The sequence below is a fragment of the Azohydromonas lata genome, assembly GCF_034427735.1.
Classification (GTDB): Bacteria; Pseudomonadota; Gammaproteobacteria; order Burkholderiales; family Burkholderiaceae_C; genus Azohydromonas; species Azohydromonas lata.
In genome coordinates, this window is the sequence record NZ_JAXOJX010000011.1 from 32,816 (window position 1) to 52,170 (window position 19,355).

15 protein-coding genes are annotated in these 19,355 nt (G+C 67.1%); 2 read left to right on the forward strand and 13 right to left on the reverse strand.

What is annotated here, in order from left to right; genetic code table 11:
• Positions 1-11 precede the first annotated feature (11 nt).
• Positions 12-1,601, forward strand: coding sequence for a helix-turn-helix domain-containing protein (locus SM757_RS09025; protein ID WP_322465172.1), 1,590 nt, complete (start codon positions 12-14; stop codon positions 1,599-1,601).
• A gap of 19 nt (positions 1,602-1,620) precedes the next feature.
• Here SM757_RS09025 and SM757_RS09030 read toward each other — a convergent pair whose 3' ends face one another.
• The 7 genes from SM757_RS09030 to SM757_RS09060 form a co-directional block, all read right to left on the reverse strand.
• A complete protein-coding gene (locus SM757_RS09030) occupies positions 1,621-2,901 on the reverse strand; it encodes a dihydrolipoamide acetyltransferase family protein (protein ID WP_322465173.1) in 1,281 nt (426 codons plus the stop codon).
• A gap of 2 nt (positions 2,902-2,903) precedes the next feature.
• Complete coding sequence (locus SM757_RS09035) at positions 2,904-3,917, reverse strand: alpha-ketoacid dehydrogenase subunit beta (RefSeq protein ID WP_322465174.1); 1,014 nt, start codon at positions 3,915-3,917, stop codon at positions 2,904-2,906.
• Position 3,918: 1 nt separating this feature from the next.
• Positions 3,919-5,193, reverse strand: coding sequence for a 3-methyl-2-oxobutanoate dehydrogenase (2-methylpropanoyl-transferring) subunit alpha (locus SM757_RS09040; protein WP_322465175.1), 1,275 nt, complete (start codon positions 5,191-5,193; stop codon positions 3,919-3,921).
• Between the two features lie 114 nt (positions 5,194-5,307).
• A complete protein-coding gene (locus SM757_RS09045; protein WP_157119019.1) occupies positions 5,308-5,472 on the reverse strand; it encodes a hypothetical protein in 165 nt (54 codons plus the stop codon).
• A 269-nt stretch (positions 5,473-5,741) separates the two neighbouring features.
• Positions 5,742-6,200, reverse strand: coding sequence for a DMT family transporter (locus SM757_RS09050; protein WP_066337614.1), 459 nt, complete (start codon positions 6,198-6,200; stop codon positions 5,742-5,744).
• Positions 6,201-6,319: 119 nt separating this feature from the next.
• Positions 6,320-7,150, reverse strand: coding sequence for a helix-turn-helix domain-containing protein (locus SM757_RS09055; protein ID WP_322465176.1), 831 nt, complete (start codon positions 7,148-7,150; stop codon positions 6,320-6,322).
• Positions 7,151-7,172: 22 nt separating this feature from the next.
• The gene (locus tag SM757_RS09060; RefSeq protein WP_322465177.1) at positions 7,173-8,069 is read right to left on the reverse strand and encodes a transglutaminase-like domain-containing protein; all 897 of its coding nucleotides are present in this window, start codon (positions 8,067-8,069) and stop codon (positions 7,173-7,175) included.
• A 656-nt stretch (positions 8,070-8,725) separates the two neighbouring features.
• On the opposite strand from SM757_RS09060, the gene SM757_RS09065 reads away from it, so the two are divergent.
• Entirely contained in the window at positions 8,726-9,193 is a 468-nt protein-coding gene (locus tag SM757_RS09065) for a hypothetical protein (RefSeq protein WP_322465178.1), read from the forward strand.
• 112 nt (positions 9,194-9,305) lie between these two features.
• Here the strand turns inward: SM757_RS09065 and SM757_RS09070 are convergent, their stop codons facing one another.
• The 6 genes from SM757_RS09070 to SM757_RS09100 form a co-directional block, all read right to left on the reverse strand.
• A complete protein-coding gene (locus SM757_RS09070; RefSeq protein WP_084267577.1) occupies positions 9,306-9,443 on the reverse strand; it encodes a cold-shock protein in 138 nt (45 codons plus the stop codon).
• A gap of 42 nt (positions 9,444-9,485) precedes the next feature.
• On the reverse strand, positions 9,486-9,695 hold the full coding sequence (gene cspE, locus SM757_RS09075; RefSeq protein WP_066337608.1) for a transcription antiterminator/RNA stability regulator CspE: 210 nt from the start codon (positions 9,693-9,695) through the stop codon (positions 9,486-9,488).
• A gap of 120 nt (positions 9,696-9,815) precedes the next feature.
• Entirely contained in the window at positions 9,816-10,076 is a 261-nt protein-coding gene (gene infA / locus SM757_RS09080) for a translation initiation factor IF-1 (RefSeq protein ID WP_066337606.1), read from the reverse strand.
• Between the two features lie 873 nt (positions 10,077-10,949).
• Positions 10,950-14,795 carry a PAS domain S-box protein gene (locus SM757_RS09090; RefSeq protein WP_322465179.1) on the reverse strand — a complete coding sequence of 1,282 codons (3,846 nt, stop codon included), beginning with the start codon at positions 14,793-14,795 and terminating at the stop codon, positions 10,950-10,952.
• A gap of 135 nt (positions 14,796-14,930) precedes the next feature.
• Positions 14,931-18,764, reverse strand: a complete 3,834-nt coding sequence (locus tag SM757_RS09095; RefSeq protein ID WP_322465180.1) for a response regulator — start codon at positions 18,762-18,764, stop codon at positions 14,931-14,933.
• A gap of 207 nt (positions 18,765-18,971) precedes the next feature.
• A complete protein-coding gene (locus SM757_RS09100; RefSeq protein ID WP_066337601.1) occupies positions 18,972-19,301 on the reverse strand; it encodes a toxin-antitoxin system HicB family antitoxin in 330 nt (109 codons plus the stop codon).
• Between the last annotated feature and the right edge of the window lie 54 nt (positions 19,302-19,355).

Consider the following 19,355-nt stretch of genomic DNA (forward strand, 5'->3'; position numbering starts at 1 on the left):
CTCGTGATCCCATGCGCGACGACGTCGTCTTGCATATAGGGTCCAACGGCCGGTCCGACGGACCGCGGCAAAACAGTTTCAAGCCCCAGTCGCCCCAGCAAGGCGTCAACGGTGCCTTGCGTGCCGCAAATTTGCGGCTGTTGCTGGACAAGGCGCCGGTGCGCGAGGCGCTGGCCCTCGTGGCAGAGGTTCCTCTGGAACGCCTGGAGGCCATGTCCCGAGGTGCTCTTTGTGCGGACGAGACGGCTTTTCATGTTGAGCGGGCGTTGAACCTGCCGGGCAAGTGGCTGGATGGCCTCAACAAGGAAGTGCCTGAGGGCACCCTGGAGTTGCTGAGACACCCAGAGAAAGCTGGCCTGCATGAGGACGATGTCGATGGCGACGCTGCGTCCATGCCAGCAGTGGCGGCATCCGACCCGTTGCGGTCAGCCGGCGTGATATCGGCCGTGCTCCAACCGACGTCACGCATGGCCGGGAACCCCGTTCAAGACGCTTCGGCGCAGCTCGGCCAAGCTGTTCCCATCGGATCATCAGATTCCGCCGAGGCAGCGCAGGCGACACTGTCCCTTGTAGCGGACAAGGCCCCAACCAACGTTCCTGTTGAAGACATGAAAGCCACCAGGACCCGTTCCATGCAAGCAGCAAAGGCCGCATCCACGACCACGCCCTCAGTGACTGTGGCCCAGTCCACCCCGAAAGCGGACCACGCGACGCCGTCGCCTGAGCTGCGCCAGCGCAATTTGAGCCTCCTGCTGCAGGGCAAGGGCGCCAAGAGTGCCCTGGCACGCGTCATCGGCATCAGTCAGCCCTACATGTCCACCATTGCCAATGGCGGCAAGGTCCTGGACCAGGACTTCTGCCGGAACATCGCGCAGGCGCTGGACATGCCTGGCGATTGGTTCGAGGCGCCTCGCACGGTAGCGGATGTCCCGGCCGTGACGCTGCAGCGCCTGACACCCTTGCCGCGTGGCAAGGGTGCTGGCGCTGAGACCACCCCAACCCCTGACACGGCGCCAGCCCAGATCACTGCTGTGGGTACAGGCAAAGAGGCCATGCCCGTGGCAGACCCGGTATCGGCCCAGCTTAATGAGACGGCGAGGGCCGCAACCGGCACCACTGAAGAAGAGGCCGTGACCGTCAGCGTGCCCCGTGAAGAGACCGTGCTTAGAAAAACGCGCCCTCGCCGTCAAGCTGAGCGCCAAGGCGATCACGAGCAACGCAGCGAGGCCAGTGACCTGCCCGGAAATACGGCTCGCACTGCTGTCGCCACCCCGGTGCAAGCCGACCTGCTCTCACAAGTTGAGCCGGCCGTCCAGCCGCCAAAGCAAGGAACGCTGCCGGTGGTGCATGCAGATGCCATGGCGGCTCACACCACGGCCTTGGCCCATGTGCCAGTGAACGCTGCGCTATCGGTCAGCGCTCCTCAGCCGCTGCAAACGGCGCGCGATTTGGCGCCAGTGTCCGCGCCGCCGTTGATCCTCGAAGGCGGCTTGGCGCCCATCACCGAGGCGCTCATCAAGATCCTGGCGTTAAAGGACCGGCAAGGTGCGCTTTCGGAAGACAAGGCCTTTGAGCTGCTGGGCACAGTGCGCTTGCTCTGAAACAGCAGTGCTGGCGGCGTCATTCGACAAACAGTGTTGCCGGCAATTCCAAGAAGCCGCGGATCGCTTGCACGAAGCGCGCAGCGTCCACGCCGTCGACGACACGGTGGTCGAATGACGACGACAGGTTCATCGTCAGCCGCGGCACGACGAGCCCGCCGCGCAATGCCGGCCGTTCAACGATGCGGTTGACGCCGACGATCGCAACCTCCGGATGGTTGATGATTGGCGTAGAAACGATGCCGCCGAGTGCGCCAAGGCTGGTCAGCGTGATCGTCGAGCCGGTGAGCTCGTCGCGCGTCACGCGCCCGGCGCGTGCTGCCTCAGCCAGACGCAGGACCTCACGCGCCATCGCCCACAGGTCGAGCGCCTCGGCATGGCGCAACACGGGCACCATCAGTCCGTGCTCGGTCTGGGTCGCGACGCCCAGATGCACCGCACCGTGGCGCGTGACGACACCGGCTTGATCATCGAAGCGCGCGTTGACCAGCGGAAACTCGCCGCAGGCCAGCACCATCGCGCGTGCAATGAACGCGAGCAGCGTCAGGCGCGGCCGCCGGCCCTCCCATTTCGCATTCAGCGCAGCGCGCAGCGCCTCCACCTCCGTGACGTCGATCTCCTCGACATAGCTGAAGTGCGGAATACGCCGCTTGGCCTCCTGCATCTTCATTGCGATGCGCCGGCGCAGCCCAATGACCGGTACCGCTTCGGTCTCGTCGCGTACGGCGTCAGCCGTGCTTGGCGCCGCAGCCGGTACCTGTGGTGGCTGAGCGCCATGGCTCGCAAGGTACGTGTCGAGGTCGGCATGGACAATCCGGCCGGCGGTACCGCTTGGCCGCACGTCCTTGAGCTCGATGCCGAGGTCCCAGGCGCGGCGGCGCACCGCGGGCGACGCGATGGGACGCTCGCCGGGGTGTGCCGGAGCCGGCACTGCGCCGGAAGCGGCCGGCTCAAGTCGATGCCCGGACGAAGGCGGGTGCGCTTGCACCTCGGCCGGCTCAACGGCTGGCGGGCCGCCGGCATCACGCGATTGGTCAACCGCGGCGGTTTCGCCGCCTGCCGTGTCGTCGAAGCGCACCAGCGTCGAGCCCACTGCAAGCAATTGTCCAACCTCACCGCCGAGCGCGGCGACGCGGCCTGCGGCCGGCGACGGGATCTCGATCGCGGCCTTGTCGGTCATCAGTGTCACAAGGGCCTGGTCCTCGGCGACCTCCTGGCCCGGCTTCACGTGCCACTCGACGACCTCGACCTCGGCGATGCCCTCGCCAACGTCCGGCACCTTGACGATGCGTGCACCCATGCTCAGTCCTCCATCACGCGACGCAGCGCGGCAGCCACGCGTTGCGGGCCTGGGAAATAGGCCCACTCGAGCGCATGCGGGTAGGGCGTGTCCCAGCCGGTGACGCGCTCGATCGGCGCTTCGAGGTGGTAGAAGCAGTGCTCCTGTACCAGTGCGGCGAGCTCCGCGCCGAACCCGCTGGTGCGCGTCGCCTCGTGGACGACGACGCAGCGCCGCGTCTTCTTCACCGACTCGACGATGGCCGCCAGATCAAGCGGCCAGAGGCTGCGCAGGTCGACGATCTCGGCATCGACGCCACACTCCAGCACCGCAGCCTCCGCAACGAAGACCATCGTGCCGTAAGCAAGCACAGTGACGTCGCGTCCTGCGCGCAACACCGCAGCCGACTCCAGCGGCACGGTGTAATGGCCCTCGGGCACTTCGCTCGCCGGATGCTTGGACCACGGCACGACCGGCCGGTCGGCGTGGCCGTCGAAGGGGCCGTTGTAGAGCCGCTTGGGCTCCAGGAAAATGACCGGGTCGTCACACTCGACAGCCGCAATCAACAGTCCCTTTGCGTCGTAGGGCGTCGATGGCATCACGGTGCGAATGCCGCATACATGCGTGAACAGCGCCTCCGGACTCTGACTGTGCGTCTGGCCGCCATAGATGCCGCCGCCGCAAGGCATGCGAATGGTGACGGGTGCCGTGAAATCGCCTGCCGAGCGGTAGCGCAGCCGCGCCGCCTCGGACACGATCTGGTCCGAAGCTGGGTAGAAATAGTCGGCGAACTGCACCTCGACGATGGGCCGCAGCCCGTAGGCACCCATGCCGACCGCGACACCGACCAGTCCGCCCTCGGAAATCGGTGCATCGAAGACACGCGAGGCGCCGTACTTGGCCTGCAGCCCCTCGGTGCAGCGGAACACCCCGCCGAAATACCCCACGTCTTCCCCGAAGATCACGACATTCGGATCACGCTCGAGCATCACGTCCATCGCCGAGCGCAGCGCCTGGATCATCGTCATCCGAGCCATCTCAGCCCTCCTTGCCTGCACGGCGCGCGGTTTCGGCCTCGCGGGCCTGGCGCAACTGGTCGCGCAGGTGTGACGGCATGGCCGCATAGACGTCGTCGAACATCGACTCCAGTGGAGGGATGTGGCCGTCCAGCAGCGTCCCATGGGCTTCCGCCTCCTTCTGCGCCGCAGCGACCTCGGCTTCAAGCGCCTTGCGCGTGCGTTCGTGCTCGTCGTCGCTCCAGGCGCCGAGGGCAATCAGGTGGCGCCTGAGCCGTTCGATGGGATCGCCCAGCGGAAAATGCTCCCAGTCATCGGCGGGCCGGTAGCGCGACGGGTCATCGGAAGTCGAATGCGCGCCGGCGCGGTAGGTCACCCACTCGATTAGCGTCGGCCCAAGGTTGCTTCGTGCCCGCTCAGCGGCCCAGCGTGATGCCGCGAGCACGGCCAGGAAGTCGTTGCCGTCGACGCGCAGGCTGGCGATGCCGCAGCCAACCCCGCGCGCTGCGAACGTCGTCGCCTCGCCGCCAGCGATGGCCTGAAACGTGGAAATCGCCCACTGATTGTTGACGACGTTGAGGATGACCGGGGCGCGGTAGACATGGGCGAAAGTCAGTGCCGTGTGAAAGTCGGCTTCGGCGGTCGCACCGTCGCCAATCCATCCGGAGGCGATTTTCGTGTCACCCTTGATGGCCGACGCCATGGCCCAGCCCACCGCCTGGATGAACTGCGTCGCCAGGTTGCCCGAGATCGTGAAAAAGCCAGCGCGCTTGTACGAGTACATCACCGGCAGCTGGCGACCCTTCATCGGGTCACGCTCATTGCTCATCAGCTGGCACATCAGCTCGACCATGGGAATGTCATCGCGCGCCAGCAGCAGCCCCTGCTGGCGATAGGTGGGAAAGCACATGTCGCCCGGCTCCAGCGCCAGCGCGTGCGCGGTTGCGATGGCTTCCTCGCCGAGGCACTGCATGTAGAACGAGATCTTCTTCTGCCGTTGGGCCGTCAACATCTTCGCGTCGAAGGCCCGGGTGCGCAGCATCGCAGCAAGGCCACGCCTGAGCAGTGCGGTGTCGGCAGCCGGCGCCCACGGGCCGACTGCACGGCCTTCATCGTCAAGCACGCGCACCAGCGCGTAGCTCAGATCAGCGGTGTCGGCTGGCGCGACATCGATCGGTGGCCGGCGCGCGGCGCCGGCCGGGAACAGGTGCAGGTAGGAGAAGTCGGTGTGCTGCCCGGGTCGCCCGCTGGGCTCCGGGACATGCAGGCGCAGCGGCTCACGGGGGCTGTTTGACATCCACAGGCTCCTCGGCGCGATGGTGTCGCGCAGACATGCCCAACAGCGTAGCGGAACCAAGACGCCACCGGGCGATGGCTCGCACACCACTTCTGCCCGTGCCGCGCCATCCAGTCAGGCGCCCTGCCTCACCCATTGCGCAACCGCTTCAGCCAGCGCTCGCTCCTGCGCTCCATCGCGGCAACCGGCGGTCGGGTCGGCCAGATGCTCTTCCAGCGACCAGCCCGCGGGCCGGCTGGCTTCCCACCAAGCCTTGGCCGCGGTCACCAGCGCCAGCATCTGTGGCGATGATTCGCAGGCAGCGTCGTCACTGGCCTGGGATGCCGGGCCGCCGGATGACTTGGGCCGCGCTGGACCAGAACCGAACGCGAACTGAAGCATCATCCCCACGGGACTGGGTCTTTGCATGAGCGCCCTCCTCTCAACGAGTTCGACGTGGCCAATGTAGCGCGCATGCGGCGCTGGGCACTGTGGCATGCGATGGCCGACGGCCACCATTTTGATCCGCCATGGGCGGCCATCGCACGATTCACGCGGTTGGCTGTGCGCTAGGCGCGGACTAGGACGACGCCAAGGATCAGGCATCCGGCGCCTGCCATCCGAACCAGGCTCGCTGGGTGCTGAGGCATTCCGAACAGGCCGAAATGGTCGAAAGCCATGGAGCCCAGCATCTGGCCCACGACGATCAGCGCCAACACCGTGGCTGCGCCCAACCGCGGCACCATGAGGATGGCCGTCCCGATGAAGATGGCGCCGAAGACGCCGCCGGTCCATGCCATCCACGAGCCGGTGCCAGAACCGATGTTCGGCAGTGACAGACGGGGCCCGGGCGCCATCGTGGCCACCAGCAGCATGGCCACCATGCCGACGAAGTAGCTGACGAAGCCCGCCCACCAGGGCGAGCCCAGCTGTGTTCGAAGGTTGGCGTTGAGGATTTGCTGCAAGGCGACGCTGATGCCAGCGCCGATGACAAGGAGCGAAGAAATGAGCGTTGACGTAGGCGACATCCGTTTTTCCCTGGTTGAGCTCGATTGCGCATGCCCCCGGCGCCAAGACCTGGACCGTGCGCGCGCAGCGGCACGATAGGGTGCTTGCTCGCCCTGATATAGAACGGATGTGACCGGGCTCAGCCCGCGCGGTACCGGCCCGGTGTTACGCCAAAAAAGCGCCGAAAGCACCGGCCCAGGTGGCTCTGGTCGGAGAACCCGGTCTCTGCGGCAACAGCCGCGATGGGCTGACCCGCCCTCAACAGCCGCCGCGCGACGTTGAGCTGCATGAGCATGCGAAACGTGGCCGGCGGGATGCTGTGCAGCTGCGTGAAGCGCCGTGAATAGCCTTCCCGGCTCAGGCCGGCAGCGCGGGCGGCCTGCCAGACCGGGCCAGGACGTACATCGCAGAGGCCTTCGCCGGCGTTCGTAGCGAAGGGCTCTGGCGTGGCAATCTGGTGAGCGTCCACCAGCCACAGCAAGCTCGACTCGTCGAGGCCTGGGCCGCAACGCCACCTCCGGGACAGGTCTGCCATCAAGTTGTCCACGGCGTAGCACCCCGGTGCCAGATAGAGGTTGATGCAAACCACGTCCGAGGACTCAGACAGCGACCGGTGAGGCGTGCCGGCCGGGATGAGCGTTGCCTGCCCCGCCCTCGCGCAACGCACGGTCTCGCCGATGAGGAAGCGGCGCTGGCCGGCGACGACGAACACCAACTGGTCCTCGTCGTGCAAGTGAGGTGGCAAGGCCACTTCCCTACCCTGCACGGTGCCGATCTCCACGAGGCCACCGCCGGCCGGCCGCCGGTACGTCCACAGGCCAGCGCTTTCAAGGGGGCTGCACCGCTTGTTGTGGTTGGACAAGCGATGCATCAGCACGCTCAAGGCAATGCCAGAAAAGGTGCGCCGGGAAGCATTTCCGGCTTCAGCCCATTCCAGATCACCTGAAATCCTACTCTCGATCGAGGCCAACGCGAGTGAGCCGACAACTGAATCATGCCTGGGCGACGGCTTGGGGTGACCCGTCGTCGGTAGACAGTGCTTCAAGGCAATGGATGGGCATGACACAGCCGTCCCGCGGATCTGCCAGCGCCTCGATATGCAGCCGCGGCACCGCCGGTGGTGACTGAACGGCACCGAAGATCGTGGCAAAGGCGGCATCGGCCGCATCCCGTCCGGTGCCCATCCGAACGAACCCCATCGGGATACCGGTACCCGAAGGGTCAAAGATGTACCAGCGTCCACCGAGGTAGACCTCGACATAGGCGTGGAAGTCGCTCGGCCCGAGCCGAGGGTCGGCGCCGTAGTCGATGCCCGTTGCAAAGCGGGCTGGAAGGTTGAGCGCCCGACACAGGGCGATCATCAGGTGCGCGAAGTCACGGCATACGCCCACCCGGTCGTTGAGCGTGTCCAAGGCCGAAGTACCCGAATGGGTGCTGCTTTGCTTGAACGTGACACGGTGCTGTACCCAGTCCCGTATGGCCTGTACTCGGCAATAGCCCGGCTGCAGGTGGCCGAACTCGCTGGCGGCCAGCCGCAGCAGTTGGTCAGACTGGCAGTAACGGCTCGGATAGAGGTAGGGCAGTACCGCCAAGGGCAGTTGGGACACCGGCATCTCGGTGATCGTGTCCGTGCGCTGAGCATGGTGGCAGATGTCGACGCTGGCCTGGTAGCTAACCTGCAGCGGACCTGCACCGGCATGCAGCCGCAGGAAACGGCTGCCATGGACGCGCTCCATCTGCACCTCGTACGGCAGCCAGGGCTGGATAGACAAGCGCTCGTGGCGCACGGTCTGGCTGCGGGTATGGGCCGCTTGGATGTTGAAGATGAAATCGCACGAGGGCGACAGAACGTTGTAGCGGAGTTCGATAGCGAACTGGAGCCTGACCATGACGATCCTTGAAGATGGCTGGCGGTTGCGTGGGTGAAGATTCAGCCGACGCAGGCTTCGGGACCAACGCTGCGGCATCCCTTGCCGATGGACGGTGTAGTCAGCGGCGTGCGATCCGCAGACACACGGCTGCGGCGGAAACACCGCCCAACGTTCACTTTCGAGCGCCTTTCAGCGGCATTCGTGGCACACGCGCTGTTGTCGGTTCCCGCATCATTTCCGCTTGGGACGAGGCTCGGTGAGTGTGAGCAGGATGTCGGTGTACCGGGCGCAATTCAGTCACAGCGCTTCGTCCTGGACTTGGTCGCGGCCGGCGATATGTGTGCAATTCGATCTCCACAATGCCGGGACTCTCTATGTGACGCCGCAGCCGTGGCCAGGCATCCTGGCGCCAGCACGCCTTGATGGACGAGAGCAAGACTGCCGGAAAGCGACTTCGGCAACACCACCACCTTCGCTCCGAAAGTTGCAGAGCGACCGGTGCGCACGGCATTGCGGCGTGGCCTGCTGCAGGCGACTTGGATGGCAAGCTTTGAATGATGGGCTTGACCAAGCATCTGCTCAAATCTGAAGGTTGCGCTGTCAATCAATGCAACGCTCAAAGCCCTTCAGCCTGGCCAAAGGCTCGTGGCATGGCACATTACACGAACATGCAAATGAACCATACGCTGCAGTTGCCCGAGTCGCTGACTGCCATTTTCACCCGCTTCGCCAATAGCTGTAGCAGCTCTGGCATGCGGTTTTCTGACTTTCCAGGCCGCTGGATTGCCTTTCAGGCCACCGAGTTGGAGCGCGGCGTAGAACGTGCCCTGCTTGATATCGAACCACCAAAGGACAACGTTCTGCAGGCCATGGACAAGTTCGACGCCGACGCAACGGCAGCCGCTGGTGCGGGCGTTGAAGTCATCACCGTCAGCATGTATCTAGCGCAGCAATCGATGGTGGTGTGCACGGTAGACGAGACGCATGAATCTGCGCCGTCGAATCCCATGCTGTCGATTTCCGTGAGCAGCAACGAGCAGTCGTTGGGTGTCTCTGGATATGTCGAGCTTGACAGCCAAGGCGTACCGGTACGAATTGGCCAACTGTTGCCGGTGTTCAGCATCAGCAAGGACATGTCTTAACAAGACCCGGCCAGGACCACCTCAAGATGGTGCCTGGCCACCCAACATGACTGTGGACGTTGCGCGGTCCACGTGCATCCGACAGGAACTGTGAGGATGCCGCGTCGCTGCGTCAGCGTGCCTTGCAGCCACCAGCGCAGACCATCTCGCTGAAGTGGGCAAACAAGTCGCTGCCACCGTTGTCGGGCTTGATAAGACCGAAGCCCTTGGGTTCATCGAACCATTTGACGGTGCCGGCTTGTGTAGTCATGTGGTCAAGGTTGCCGGCGAGAATTGGGACGCCGGTGCTGCGTTACAGCGTCCGAATGGTGGAAGCCTGCGGCCCTTTCTTGCCTTGCGTGACCTGGAATTCCACGCGCTGGTTCTCAGCCAGGGTCTTGAAGCCAGTGCCCTGGATCTCGCTCACGTGGGCAAACAGGTCCTTGCCGCCGTTGTCAGGCGTGATAAAGCCAAAGCCCTTGGTTTCGTTGAACCATTTGACGGTGCCGGTTTCGGTAGTCATGTCGTCGTTCCTTGTCGTGACGGTAGTGGAAAAGTAGCTACGCCCCAGCTCAGGCTGGTGCGGTGGAGCAGCTTCTTGGCGAAGAAGCCGCGTCGTGAGGTGTGGCTGCGTGCGGAGTTATCAACGCCTGCGCTGCTGAGCCGAAGGCGGCGGTCCCCGGCGCTCCAGGTGCCGGAACGTAATGCGGCCCTTGCTCAGGTCGTAGGGCGACAATTCCAGCGAGACGTTGTCGCCGGCCAGGATGCGGATGTGGTGCTTCTTCATGCGCCCGGCGGTGTAGGCCACCAGCTCGTGCCCGTTCTCCAGCTTCACGCGAAAGCGCGAATCGGGCAGAACTTCGCCAACGACGCCGTGCATCTCGATCAATTCTTCCTTGGCCATGAGGTCACTTTCGATGTCTGTAAGGGGTGGAAAACGGGGCTCGATCAGGCCGGAGCCTGGTCGGCAGCAGTGCGCCCGATCCAGTCCAGTCCTTGAGCGGTGGCGTAGTGCAGCGCGGCCTCACCGGAACCGAATTCCGGCGTGAAGCGCAGGACGCGGTCATGCGTAGCGCTGCCTCGTCCGCTGCGAATGGAGACGGAGGCGGCGAAGCGGCCCTGCCCGAGAGATCGGGTCAGAGGGGAGACAAGGTACTTGCCTACCCGGATGGATATGTCGATGTAGTGCTTTCGGTGGCACGGCCTTCATAGACGGCCGGCCGGGTCTGGCTAATGTGGCGTGCGAGGCGCACGTGCCTGTGTGGCGGATGAACTCGGTCCAGGCGCTGGTTGGCAGGGGTATTCGCTGCGAACCAGAGGTAGCCAGAACATCAAGATCGCCTAAGCAATCAGCAGCCCTGGGAAAGGAGAGAGATCAACTCGTGATCCAGGCGCTTACGTTGAGAAAACGAACTCGTAGGAAGTCATCGTTTCATCGAATACAAGCGCATGTCTAATATACCACTTCAGGCGCCAAACCGCATTGCACGTATCTTTCACATGTGCTCCAAAGCACGCGTCCGTCGAGACGCTGCCGGTGTAGAGGACTTCGGTTCAGTGCTCAGCGCACTGACCATGAAGGGCGACCGGGAATGCATCCTGGGTGCGGGCTGCGCTGCCTACTTGGCCAAGCCCTTTGACCACAAGGAGCTCATGGCCACGGTTCACGGCTGCTGGGACCTGCTTGTGGCCAAGGGTGGCGTGCTTGGTTGGGGGCAGCAAGCAAAGGCGCCCGCACGGCGACAGCCACGGCTTGACTAACAGTGCAGGTCGGTGCTCAGGCGCTGTGCCAGTCCGACCCGGGCGGTGGCTGCGGCGCCGGATGCACCTGCCTTGCCGTGTCGCCACGCCCGCTTTCGAGCCACTTCAGCAACGTTGCGTACAGCACCTGCGGCTCCACCGGCTTGGTGACGAAGTCGTCCATGCCCGCGGCCAGGCAAGCTTGCCGGTCTTCGCCGAAGGCGTTGGCCGTCATGGCCAGGATGGGCAATGCCTGCAGGCTCGTCATCGCGCGCAGCGCGCGCGTGGCCTGCAACCCGTCCATCACCGGCATCTGCATGTCCATGAGCACCAGGTCGTAGCAGCCACGGACAGCCTTCTCCACAGCCGCCTGGCCGTGCTCGGCGAAATCGACGTCCAGCCCCACGTTACGCAGCAGCGCCAGCGCCACCTCGCGGTTCACGGGGTGATCCTCCGCCACCAGCACCCGTGCGCCGGCGTGGCGCTGGCGCAGTGCGACGTCAGGGCGTGCAGGCGCGGCCTCGGCCGTTGGAGCGCCGGCACCTCGCCCCAGCCAGGCCGTGAACCAGAACACGCTGCCCCCGCCCGGACGGGGCCGTGCACCGGCGCTGCCACCCATGAGCTCGGCAAGGCGCCGCGTGATGGCCAGACCCAGCCCCGTGCCACCGTGCTCGCGCGTGGTCGAGGCGTCCGCTTGCTCGAAAGCCTCGAAAAGCCGCGCCACCTCCTGAGGATTGACACCGACGCCGGTGTCCTCAACCTCGAAGCGCACCAGCAACTTCGCGTCGCGCTGCTGTTCCAGCCGTGAGCGCAGCGTAATGCTTCCCGACTCGGTGAACTTGACCGCATTGCCCGCGTAGTTGAGCAGCGCCTGGCGCACGCGCGTGTCGTCGCCCAGCAGCCACGCCGGCACGTCGCCCATGTCCACCTCCACGGCCAGCGCCTTGGCCGCGGCACTGGCGCCGATCATGGAGCGAACCTGCTCCAGCAGGGCTGGCAACGAGAAATCGCGCTGCTCCAGCTCCAGCTTGCCGGCCTCGATACGGGAGAGGTCCAGGATGTCGTTGATGATGGACAGCAGGTGCCGCGCCGCGCCCTCGATCCTGGCCAGTTGCGCAGCCTGCTGCGCCGTGGCGCCCTCGCCAGCGAGCAGGTGTGTCAGGCCCAGGATGGCGTTCATGGGCGTGCGGATTTCGTGGCTCATGTTGGCCACGAAAGCACTTTTGGCCCGGTTGGCGGCTTCCGCCTGCTGCGTGCGCTGCCGCAGCGCCTCTTCCAGCGCCTTGCGCTCGCTGAGGTCCGTGACCACGCCCAGCAAGCCCAGGGGCGCACCGTACGCGTCGCGCAGCACGCTCACGCTGAGCAGCCCGGGAAACCGCGTGCCGTCCGCGCGCACGTAGATCCACTCGCTGCGCTCGGCGCCGGGTGAGCCTTGGAGGCGGGCGGCGTCGTCAGGCCAGAGCACCTGCAGCACCTCCGGCGGGAAGTCGGCCAGGTGCGAGTGCAGGTACTGCGCGTCATAGAGATCGACGACCGGGGTGCCCAGTACCGCTTCGGCGCTCCTCTGAAACATGGCTTGGGCAGCCGGATTGAACGAGGTGACGCGACCGGCCAGGTCAGTGGCGACGATGGCGCTGGCCGCACTGGCGAGGATGGCGCGCTCACGCCCGGCTGCGAGCTGCAGCTCGTCCGTGCGCTGCAGCACCTGCTGCTCCAGCGTGGCGTTGAGCTCCTGCACGCGCAACTGCGCCACCTTCTGCGCCGTGATGTCGAGGTTCACGCCCACCATGCGCTGTGCCCGGCCCTGCTCGTCGCGCAGCACCACGGCCCGGCCCAGCACCCAGCACGTCGCTCCGTCGGCGCGCACCAGGCGCATCTCGGTGTCGAACGGGTGTGTGCCGTCCAGGGCCTGCCCCACGGCACGCTCGACACCGGATCGGTCCTCGGGATGCAACATGGCCATGAACAAGTCCGCTCGCGCCGCGCCGTCCTCGCGCACCGGCAGCCCGACCAGCTCGAACATCTGCGGCGTCCACCAGGACTCGCCCGTGACCATGTTCCAGTCCCACACGCCCAGGCGCCCGCTGGCCAGGGCCGCCTCCAGCCGCAGCTGGGTCTGTGCCAGCTGCGCCGCAGCCTGCCGGGCCTGGGCTTCGCTGCTGTGGAGCTGCTGCTCGGCCTGCACCTGCGCCGTGATCACTTCCGCTGTCAGCAGCACGCCCGCGATGCGGCCTTGGCCGTCACGCCACGGGCACATGGACCAGCGCAGCCAGCCCTGGCGGCCATCGGCGCCGACGAAGGCGTCGCGCTCCTGCACGACGTTCTCGCCTTGGAGTGCGCGCGCATGCAGGGCTGGCCAGTGCGCGGGCTGTCCTTGCCACACCTCGTAGTGCGAGCTGCCGATCACCGGGGTGTCTGGCGGCAGGCCGTAGTCGCAGAGGAACCGGCGCGAGACGGCCAGGTAGCGCATGCCCGTGTCGAACATGGCAATGGCTGCCGGGGCGTTTTCCACGAAGAGCGACAGGATGCGCTCGCGCTCGGCCAGCGCCGCCTGCGCCGCGCGCAGCGGCGTCACGTCCAGCGTCACGGCCACGCCGCCGACGATGCGGCCCTGCGCGTCGCGCACGGGAGCTGCGCTGTTGAGGCACCAGCGCCGCGGCCCGCCGCCGACGGGCTGGTACTCGACGAGGTCGCCACGCACGACCTGGCCCTGGCGAAGCGCCCGGGCCAGGGCCCAGTCCCTGGCGGCGATGCGCTCGCCGCTGTCGCCCCAGTACGCTTCCCACTGCCCGTACTCTTCCCGGTGGTGGGTCGCGGGCAGCATGCCCCACAGCGCCCGGTTCGCCGCGTTATGGCGCACGAGCCGGCCTTCGGCGTCCGCCAGCCCCACGCCCACGGGCAGGGCATCGAGCACCGCCTGCAGGTGGGCTTCGCTGGCCGCCAGCGCCCGCTCGGCACGCGCCCTTTCCACCGCTGCCCACACGCGCTCGCACAGCTGCTGCACCAGCTCGATCTCGACGTCCTGCCACGGCCGTGCCTGGCAGTGGTTGACGAACAGCGTCGCCACCAGCCGGCCGTGCTTGAGCAGCGGCACGCTCAGGCAGGCATAGGTGCGGATCGCCTCGTAGGCCGCCAGCACCTCGGGCGCGTTGGTGCGCGCATCCTGCCGCACGTCGGCCACGCTGATGCTGCGGCCGGCCTTCATCGCCGCAGCGACGAACTCGCCGAAATCCTCCAGTCGCCACTCGCCCACCACCGAGGTCAGGCGCCCGTCGTTCCAGTCGCGATGCACGCGCACCACCGTATGCGACGGCGTTTGTTCCACCTCCGCATAGCCCACTTGCGCCACGCCCAGGTGCGTGCCCAGCGCCGCGGACGCCGCGTCCACGATGGCCTGCGGGTCGGTGAGGTCGCGCAGCCGCTCGTTGAGCGCCAACAGGAAGCGGCTGCGCCGCTCCTGCTCCTCCAGGGCGGCCTGGCCATGCACGAGGTCGTCGATGTCCGTGGCCGAGCCGGTCCAGGCCAGCACGTGGCCGGCGGCGTCGCGCCGGGGCACGGCGCGCACCAGGTGCCAGCGCCACGCGCCATCGTGGCGCCGCACGCGGCTGCGCGCGAGGAACTCGGCTCCAGTGGCCACCGACAGCGGCCAGCCGGCATGGCTGGTGGCGAGGTCGTCCGGGTGGATGGCCGCTCGCCAGCCCTCGCCGGCAAGCTGCTCGCGACTCAGGCCCGTAAAGCGCACCCACGCCATGCTGGCCCAAGTGTTGGCCCCGGTCTCATCGGTCTCGAACACCATGCTGGGCAGCAGCTCGGCCATGGCGCGAAAGCGCTCCTCGCCATCGCTCGCAGCCGAGCCCGCCTGGCCCACAGGCCCTTGGGTCATAACCGCATCGTTGCTGTTGCCAGCAGGATCCGGCACAGGGGTGCGTCATTCAGCGGCTTCATGGATTTGCTCAGCAGCTTGGCGAAGAAACAAGGGAATGAACTCACGATTCGTGCCTGGCAGGCTCTCGCACCATCACGCCGCCGGCGGCCGGTACCCGGAGATTGCGGAAGAGCTTGGGGAAGCTTCTGCGTGCATAGGCGGCAGCCATTTCGCCAGCATCGCGTACAACGTTTCCGGCACCACCGGCTTGGTCATGAAATCGTTCATGCCGGCGGCCAGGCAGGCCTTGCGGTCATCCGCAAAGGCGTTGGCCGTCAAGGCGATGATGGGCACGCGCTGCCTGTGCTCCTTGCGCATGGCGATCGTGGCGGCGAGTCCGTCCATGCGGGGCATTTGCATGTCCATCAGGATCACGTCGAACTCCTGCACCAGCGCCATCTCGACGGCGCGCTCGCCGTCCTCGGCCACGATGACTTCCAGGCCGGCAGCGCGCAGCAGCATGGCCACCAGCTCCTGGTTGACCGCGTTGTCCTCGGCCAGCAGGACCCGTGCGCCGGCGTGTCGACTCCTGAGGGCCTGCAGCATCTGCCGGCCCGGCATGTACGGGACGGCGAGCGCCGTGCCCGATGCCGGCTGCAGCAGGTGCACCAGCGCATCGTGCAGCGCCGACGCCGTGACGGGCTTGAGCAGCACGGCATGGAATCCCGCCTCCCTGGCTTGTTCGTGCAGACAAGGCTCGTCCTGCGCCGTGACCAGGATGCTGGGAGGCACCGGGCCCGGGAGCGCCTGCTGCAGCTGTGCCAGCGTGGCGATGCCGTCCATGGCCGGCATGCGCCAGTCGATGAGCAGCAGGTCGAAGAAGCCGCCGCCAGCGCGGGCGTCGTGCACCAAGCCCACCGCGGCCTGGCCGCTTTCCGTGGCCGTGGCCTTGAGCCCCAGCCCCCAGAGTTGCTCGACGAGCGCAGAGCGGGCCTCGGGCAGGTCGTCCACGATCAAGGCTCGCAGCCCCTGCAGCCGGATGGGCGTGAGCGTCCTGGCCGGGCCCGCAGCGCATCCCACCCGGGCCGTGAACCAGAAGGTGCTGCCCTGGCCCGGGCTGCTTTGCACGCCCACCTCGCCCCCCATGAGCTGCGCGATGTGGCGCGTGAGCGCCAACCCCAGCCCGCTGCCGCCGTGGCGGCGCGTGGTGGAGGCGTCGGCCTGTTCGAAGGCGCTGAACAGCGCCCCCAGCCGCGCGGGCGCGATGCCTTCGCCGGTGTCGCTGACCTCGAAGCGCAGCAGCATCTGCGCGGCACCGTCCTGCAGCAGCTCGATGCGAAGGCGCACCCAGCCGCTCGCGGTGAACTTCACCGCGTTGGACAGCAGGTTGAGCAGCGCCTGCGACAGCCGCGTCGAGTCCCCGCGCAGGTGCTGCGGCACCCCGTGGGTGTCGAGCACCAACTCCAGCTGCTTGGCTGCCGCGGCCTCGCGCACCAGGCTGATGACGCGCGACAGCAGCACGTCGAGGTCGAACTCGGCGTCCTCCAGCACCATCTTGCCGGCCTCGATCTTGGAGAGGTCCAGGATGTCGTTGAGCAGCCGCAGCAGGTGCTGCGCCGCCTGCTCCACCGTCTGCAGCCGCTGCAGCTGCTGCCCCGGCGCGGCGTCGCGCATGAGCAGGTGGGTGAAGCCGATGATGGCGTTCATCGGCGTGCGGATCTCGTGGCTCATGTTGGACAGGAATGCGCTCTTGGCCCGTGTGGCAGCCTCGGCCGCATCGCGCATGGCCACCAGCTCCAGCGTGCGCGACTGCACGCGCTGCTCCAGTGTGGTGTTGAGCCGGGCGAGCTCGGTCTGTGCTTCGCGGGCCGCCGTCACGTCCGTCACCGCTTCGGCCACGGCCAGCGGACGGCCTTGCGCACCGCGGCGCAGCGCCTTGCGCGCGACCACGGCCAGCACCCGGCCGTCGCGCGTGGTGTGGTGCAGCTCACCCGTCCACTCGCCCTCGCGCTCCAGCACCCCCTCCAACGCTGGCAACGGCACGGGAAAGACCGTGCGCAGCAGCTCGTGCGCGTTGCGCCCCACGGCCTCGTCGGTGCGCCAGCCGTAAAGCCGCTCGCAGCCCTTGGACCAGTGGCGGATCGTGCCGTCGAAGTCGCGCACCAGCACCGGAGCCAGGTCCAGCGTCGCGTTGAGCTCGGCCACTGCCCGCTCGGCCTGGCGCCACGCGGTAGCGTCGATGCACAGGCCGCTCATGCGCAAGCCCTTGCCGTCGCTGTCCTCACCGATACCGCCAGAGGCGTCAATCCAGCGTTCCTGCCCGTCGCCCAGCACGATGCGGTAGGACACCGACAGCGCACGGCGCTCTTGCACCGCGGCCGTCACGGCGGCCAGCGCGCGCTGGCGATCGTCGGGATGCACCACCGATTGCCATGCCTCCATACCGGCGTGGTCCCGCTGCGGATCGAGGCCGAACAAAAGGAACAGCTCGTCGGACCAGTGGAAGCTCCCCATGGCGAGATCCCATTCCCACAAGCCGGCCCGGGCCGCGCGCTGCGCCAGGCCCAGCCGCTCATGCGCCCGCAGCAGCGCGGCTCCAGACTGCTTGCTCTCGGTGATGTCCTGCATCGTCCCGTGAAGAGCCAGCGTTTCGCCAGTGTCGTCACGCACCACGCCGCTCCTGGCGTGCAGCCACAGCAGCCGGCCATGGCCATCGCGTGCGGGCAACTCCAGGTCGAACCCAGTGCCCGTGCTCGCGGCCTGCCGTGCCGCCGCCTGCAGCCGCTGCCATGCTTCGGCGGCAAACGCCGCTTCCAGCGGCCAGCCGGAAGGCTCAGCGTCCTGGCCCAGGAGACGGCACAGCGAACCGGAGGCCTGGAAACTCCCGGTGACAGGGTCCCATGACCAGGTTCCCAGGCGGGCCAAGCGGTGGGCCTCGTCCAGCTGTGCATCCCGGTGCTGCACGAGGGCATCGCGCTGCTGCAGCAGGTCGGCCGCGCGAGCGAGGGCCGCCGCCACGTCGGCTGCCTCCCGGACGCTCACGACAGGCGGCTCGGGCACATCGCCGCACCCCAGTGCAGTGGCGGGCACGGTCAGCGCCTCCACCGAGCGCGCGATGCGTTTACCCACGCGGCGGGCCAGTACCCAGCTCAACAACAGCAGGACGGCGGCGCCGGCCGTCAGTACGGATAGCGTGCGCATCAGGCCCGACAGCAGCGCCTGGCGCGGCATGCCGATGGCCACGCACCACTTCGTGGTGGGGGAGCAGCTGAAGAAGGTCGTCACCGGGATGCCTTCCTGGGTGGTGGACTCCGTCGTGCCGGCCTCGGCTAGCTTGAAGGCCTGCAGCAGCTGTGCGGAAGCCTTGTGTCCGACGAACTGCTCAGGCTTGCGTGAGCGTGCGGCGAGCGTGCCGGTGCGGTCGAAAACGCCGGCAATCCAGTCCGGCGGCAGCCGCTGCGCCTCGAACACGGTATTGAACTGCTCCGCTGCAATGCCCACGCCCAGTGAGTACACGACACGTTCATGAACGCGCACCGGCACGTCGATGCCGATGACGGGCCGCTTGAGTACCCCACCGAGCACGACGCCCGTGACCAGAGGTTGGCCCGTGTCGAAGACAGGACGCACGCGCTGTGGGTCGGCACGCATGGGCAGCGGCTGGCCAAACTCGGTGGCGGTGTTGACTACCTGCTGGCCGGAGGCGTCGCTGAGCAGGACATTGGTGACGAACCCGGACGCCACAACGGCTTCCTTGGCCTGACGGTGAAACGCGGCGAAGTCACCGGCGGCCAGTGACGGTGAGACGGCCAGCACCTGGCCGATGGACTGCGCCCTGAGGATCTGGCTGTCCACCGCCTGGGTGAGCGCGCGTGCGGTCTGCACCGTGTCGCGCTCCAGGTTGGCACGCCCGCCGCGGTACTCATGCACGAACAGCAACGTCGCCGCCAGCACGCAAGGCAGCAAGCAGGCCAGCACCAGCCACATCAGCAGCGAACGAATCCCGGGCAGCTGAATCGGACTCGGCGCATGCCTGTCGGCAGCCTTGTTCGGTGATGCGGGCTTTAGCACCGTGTTCGGCCGGATTGGGCGGCTGGCCGCCGTGGGCAACCGGCGCTTGGAGCCGTCGCAGGCGCTGCGCGTGCGCGACAGGGCCAAGCCCTGTCACCGGGCGATTGCGACGACACCGTCGAATCACCCACGGGCCAGCACCCCAGCCACGTACTGGTTGAGGCTCACGCCCTGCGCGGCAGCCTGCCGCGCCAGCCGCGCGTGCAGGCTGCGTGGCACGCGCACCAGGAACTTGCCGCTGTAGCAGTGCAGCGGCAGCACCTCGCGCGGCGCCGGCACAGCCCGGCCGGCTGCCCGGGCGGCCTCGACCCAGGCCGCAACCGCCTGCTGCGCGGCGGCTGCGGCCTCGGCTTCCGTGGCGCCTGAAGCGCTGCAGCCGGGAAGATCAGGGGCTTGTGCAATGAAGCCCTGGCACTCGCTGCTCCAGAAGATCTCCAGCGGATAGCGGTTCATGCCTTCCCCTCAAGGTTTGACCGGACTTTCAACATGTAGCAGGCACGATACCGC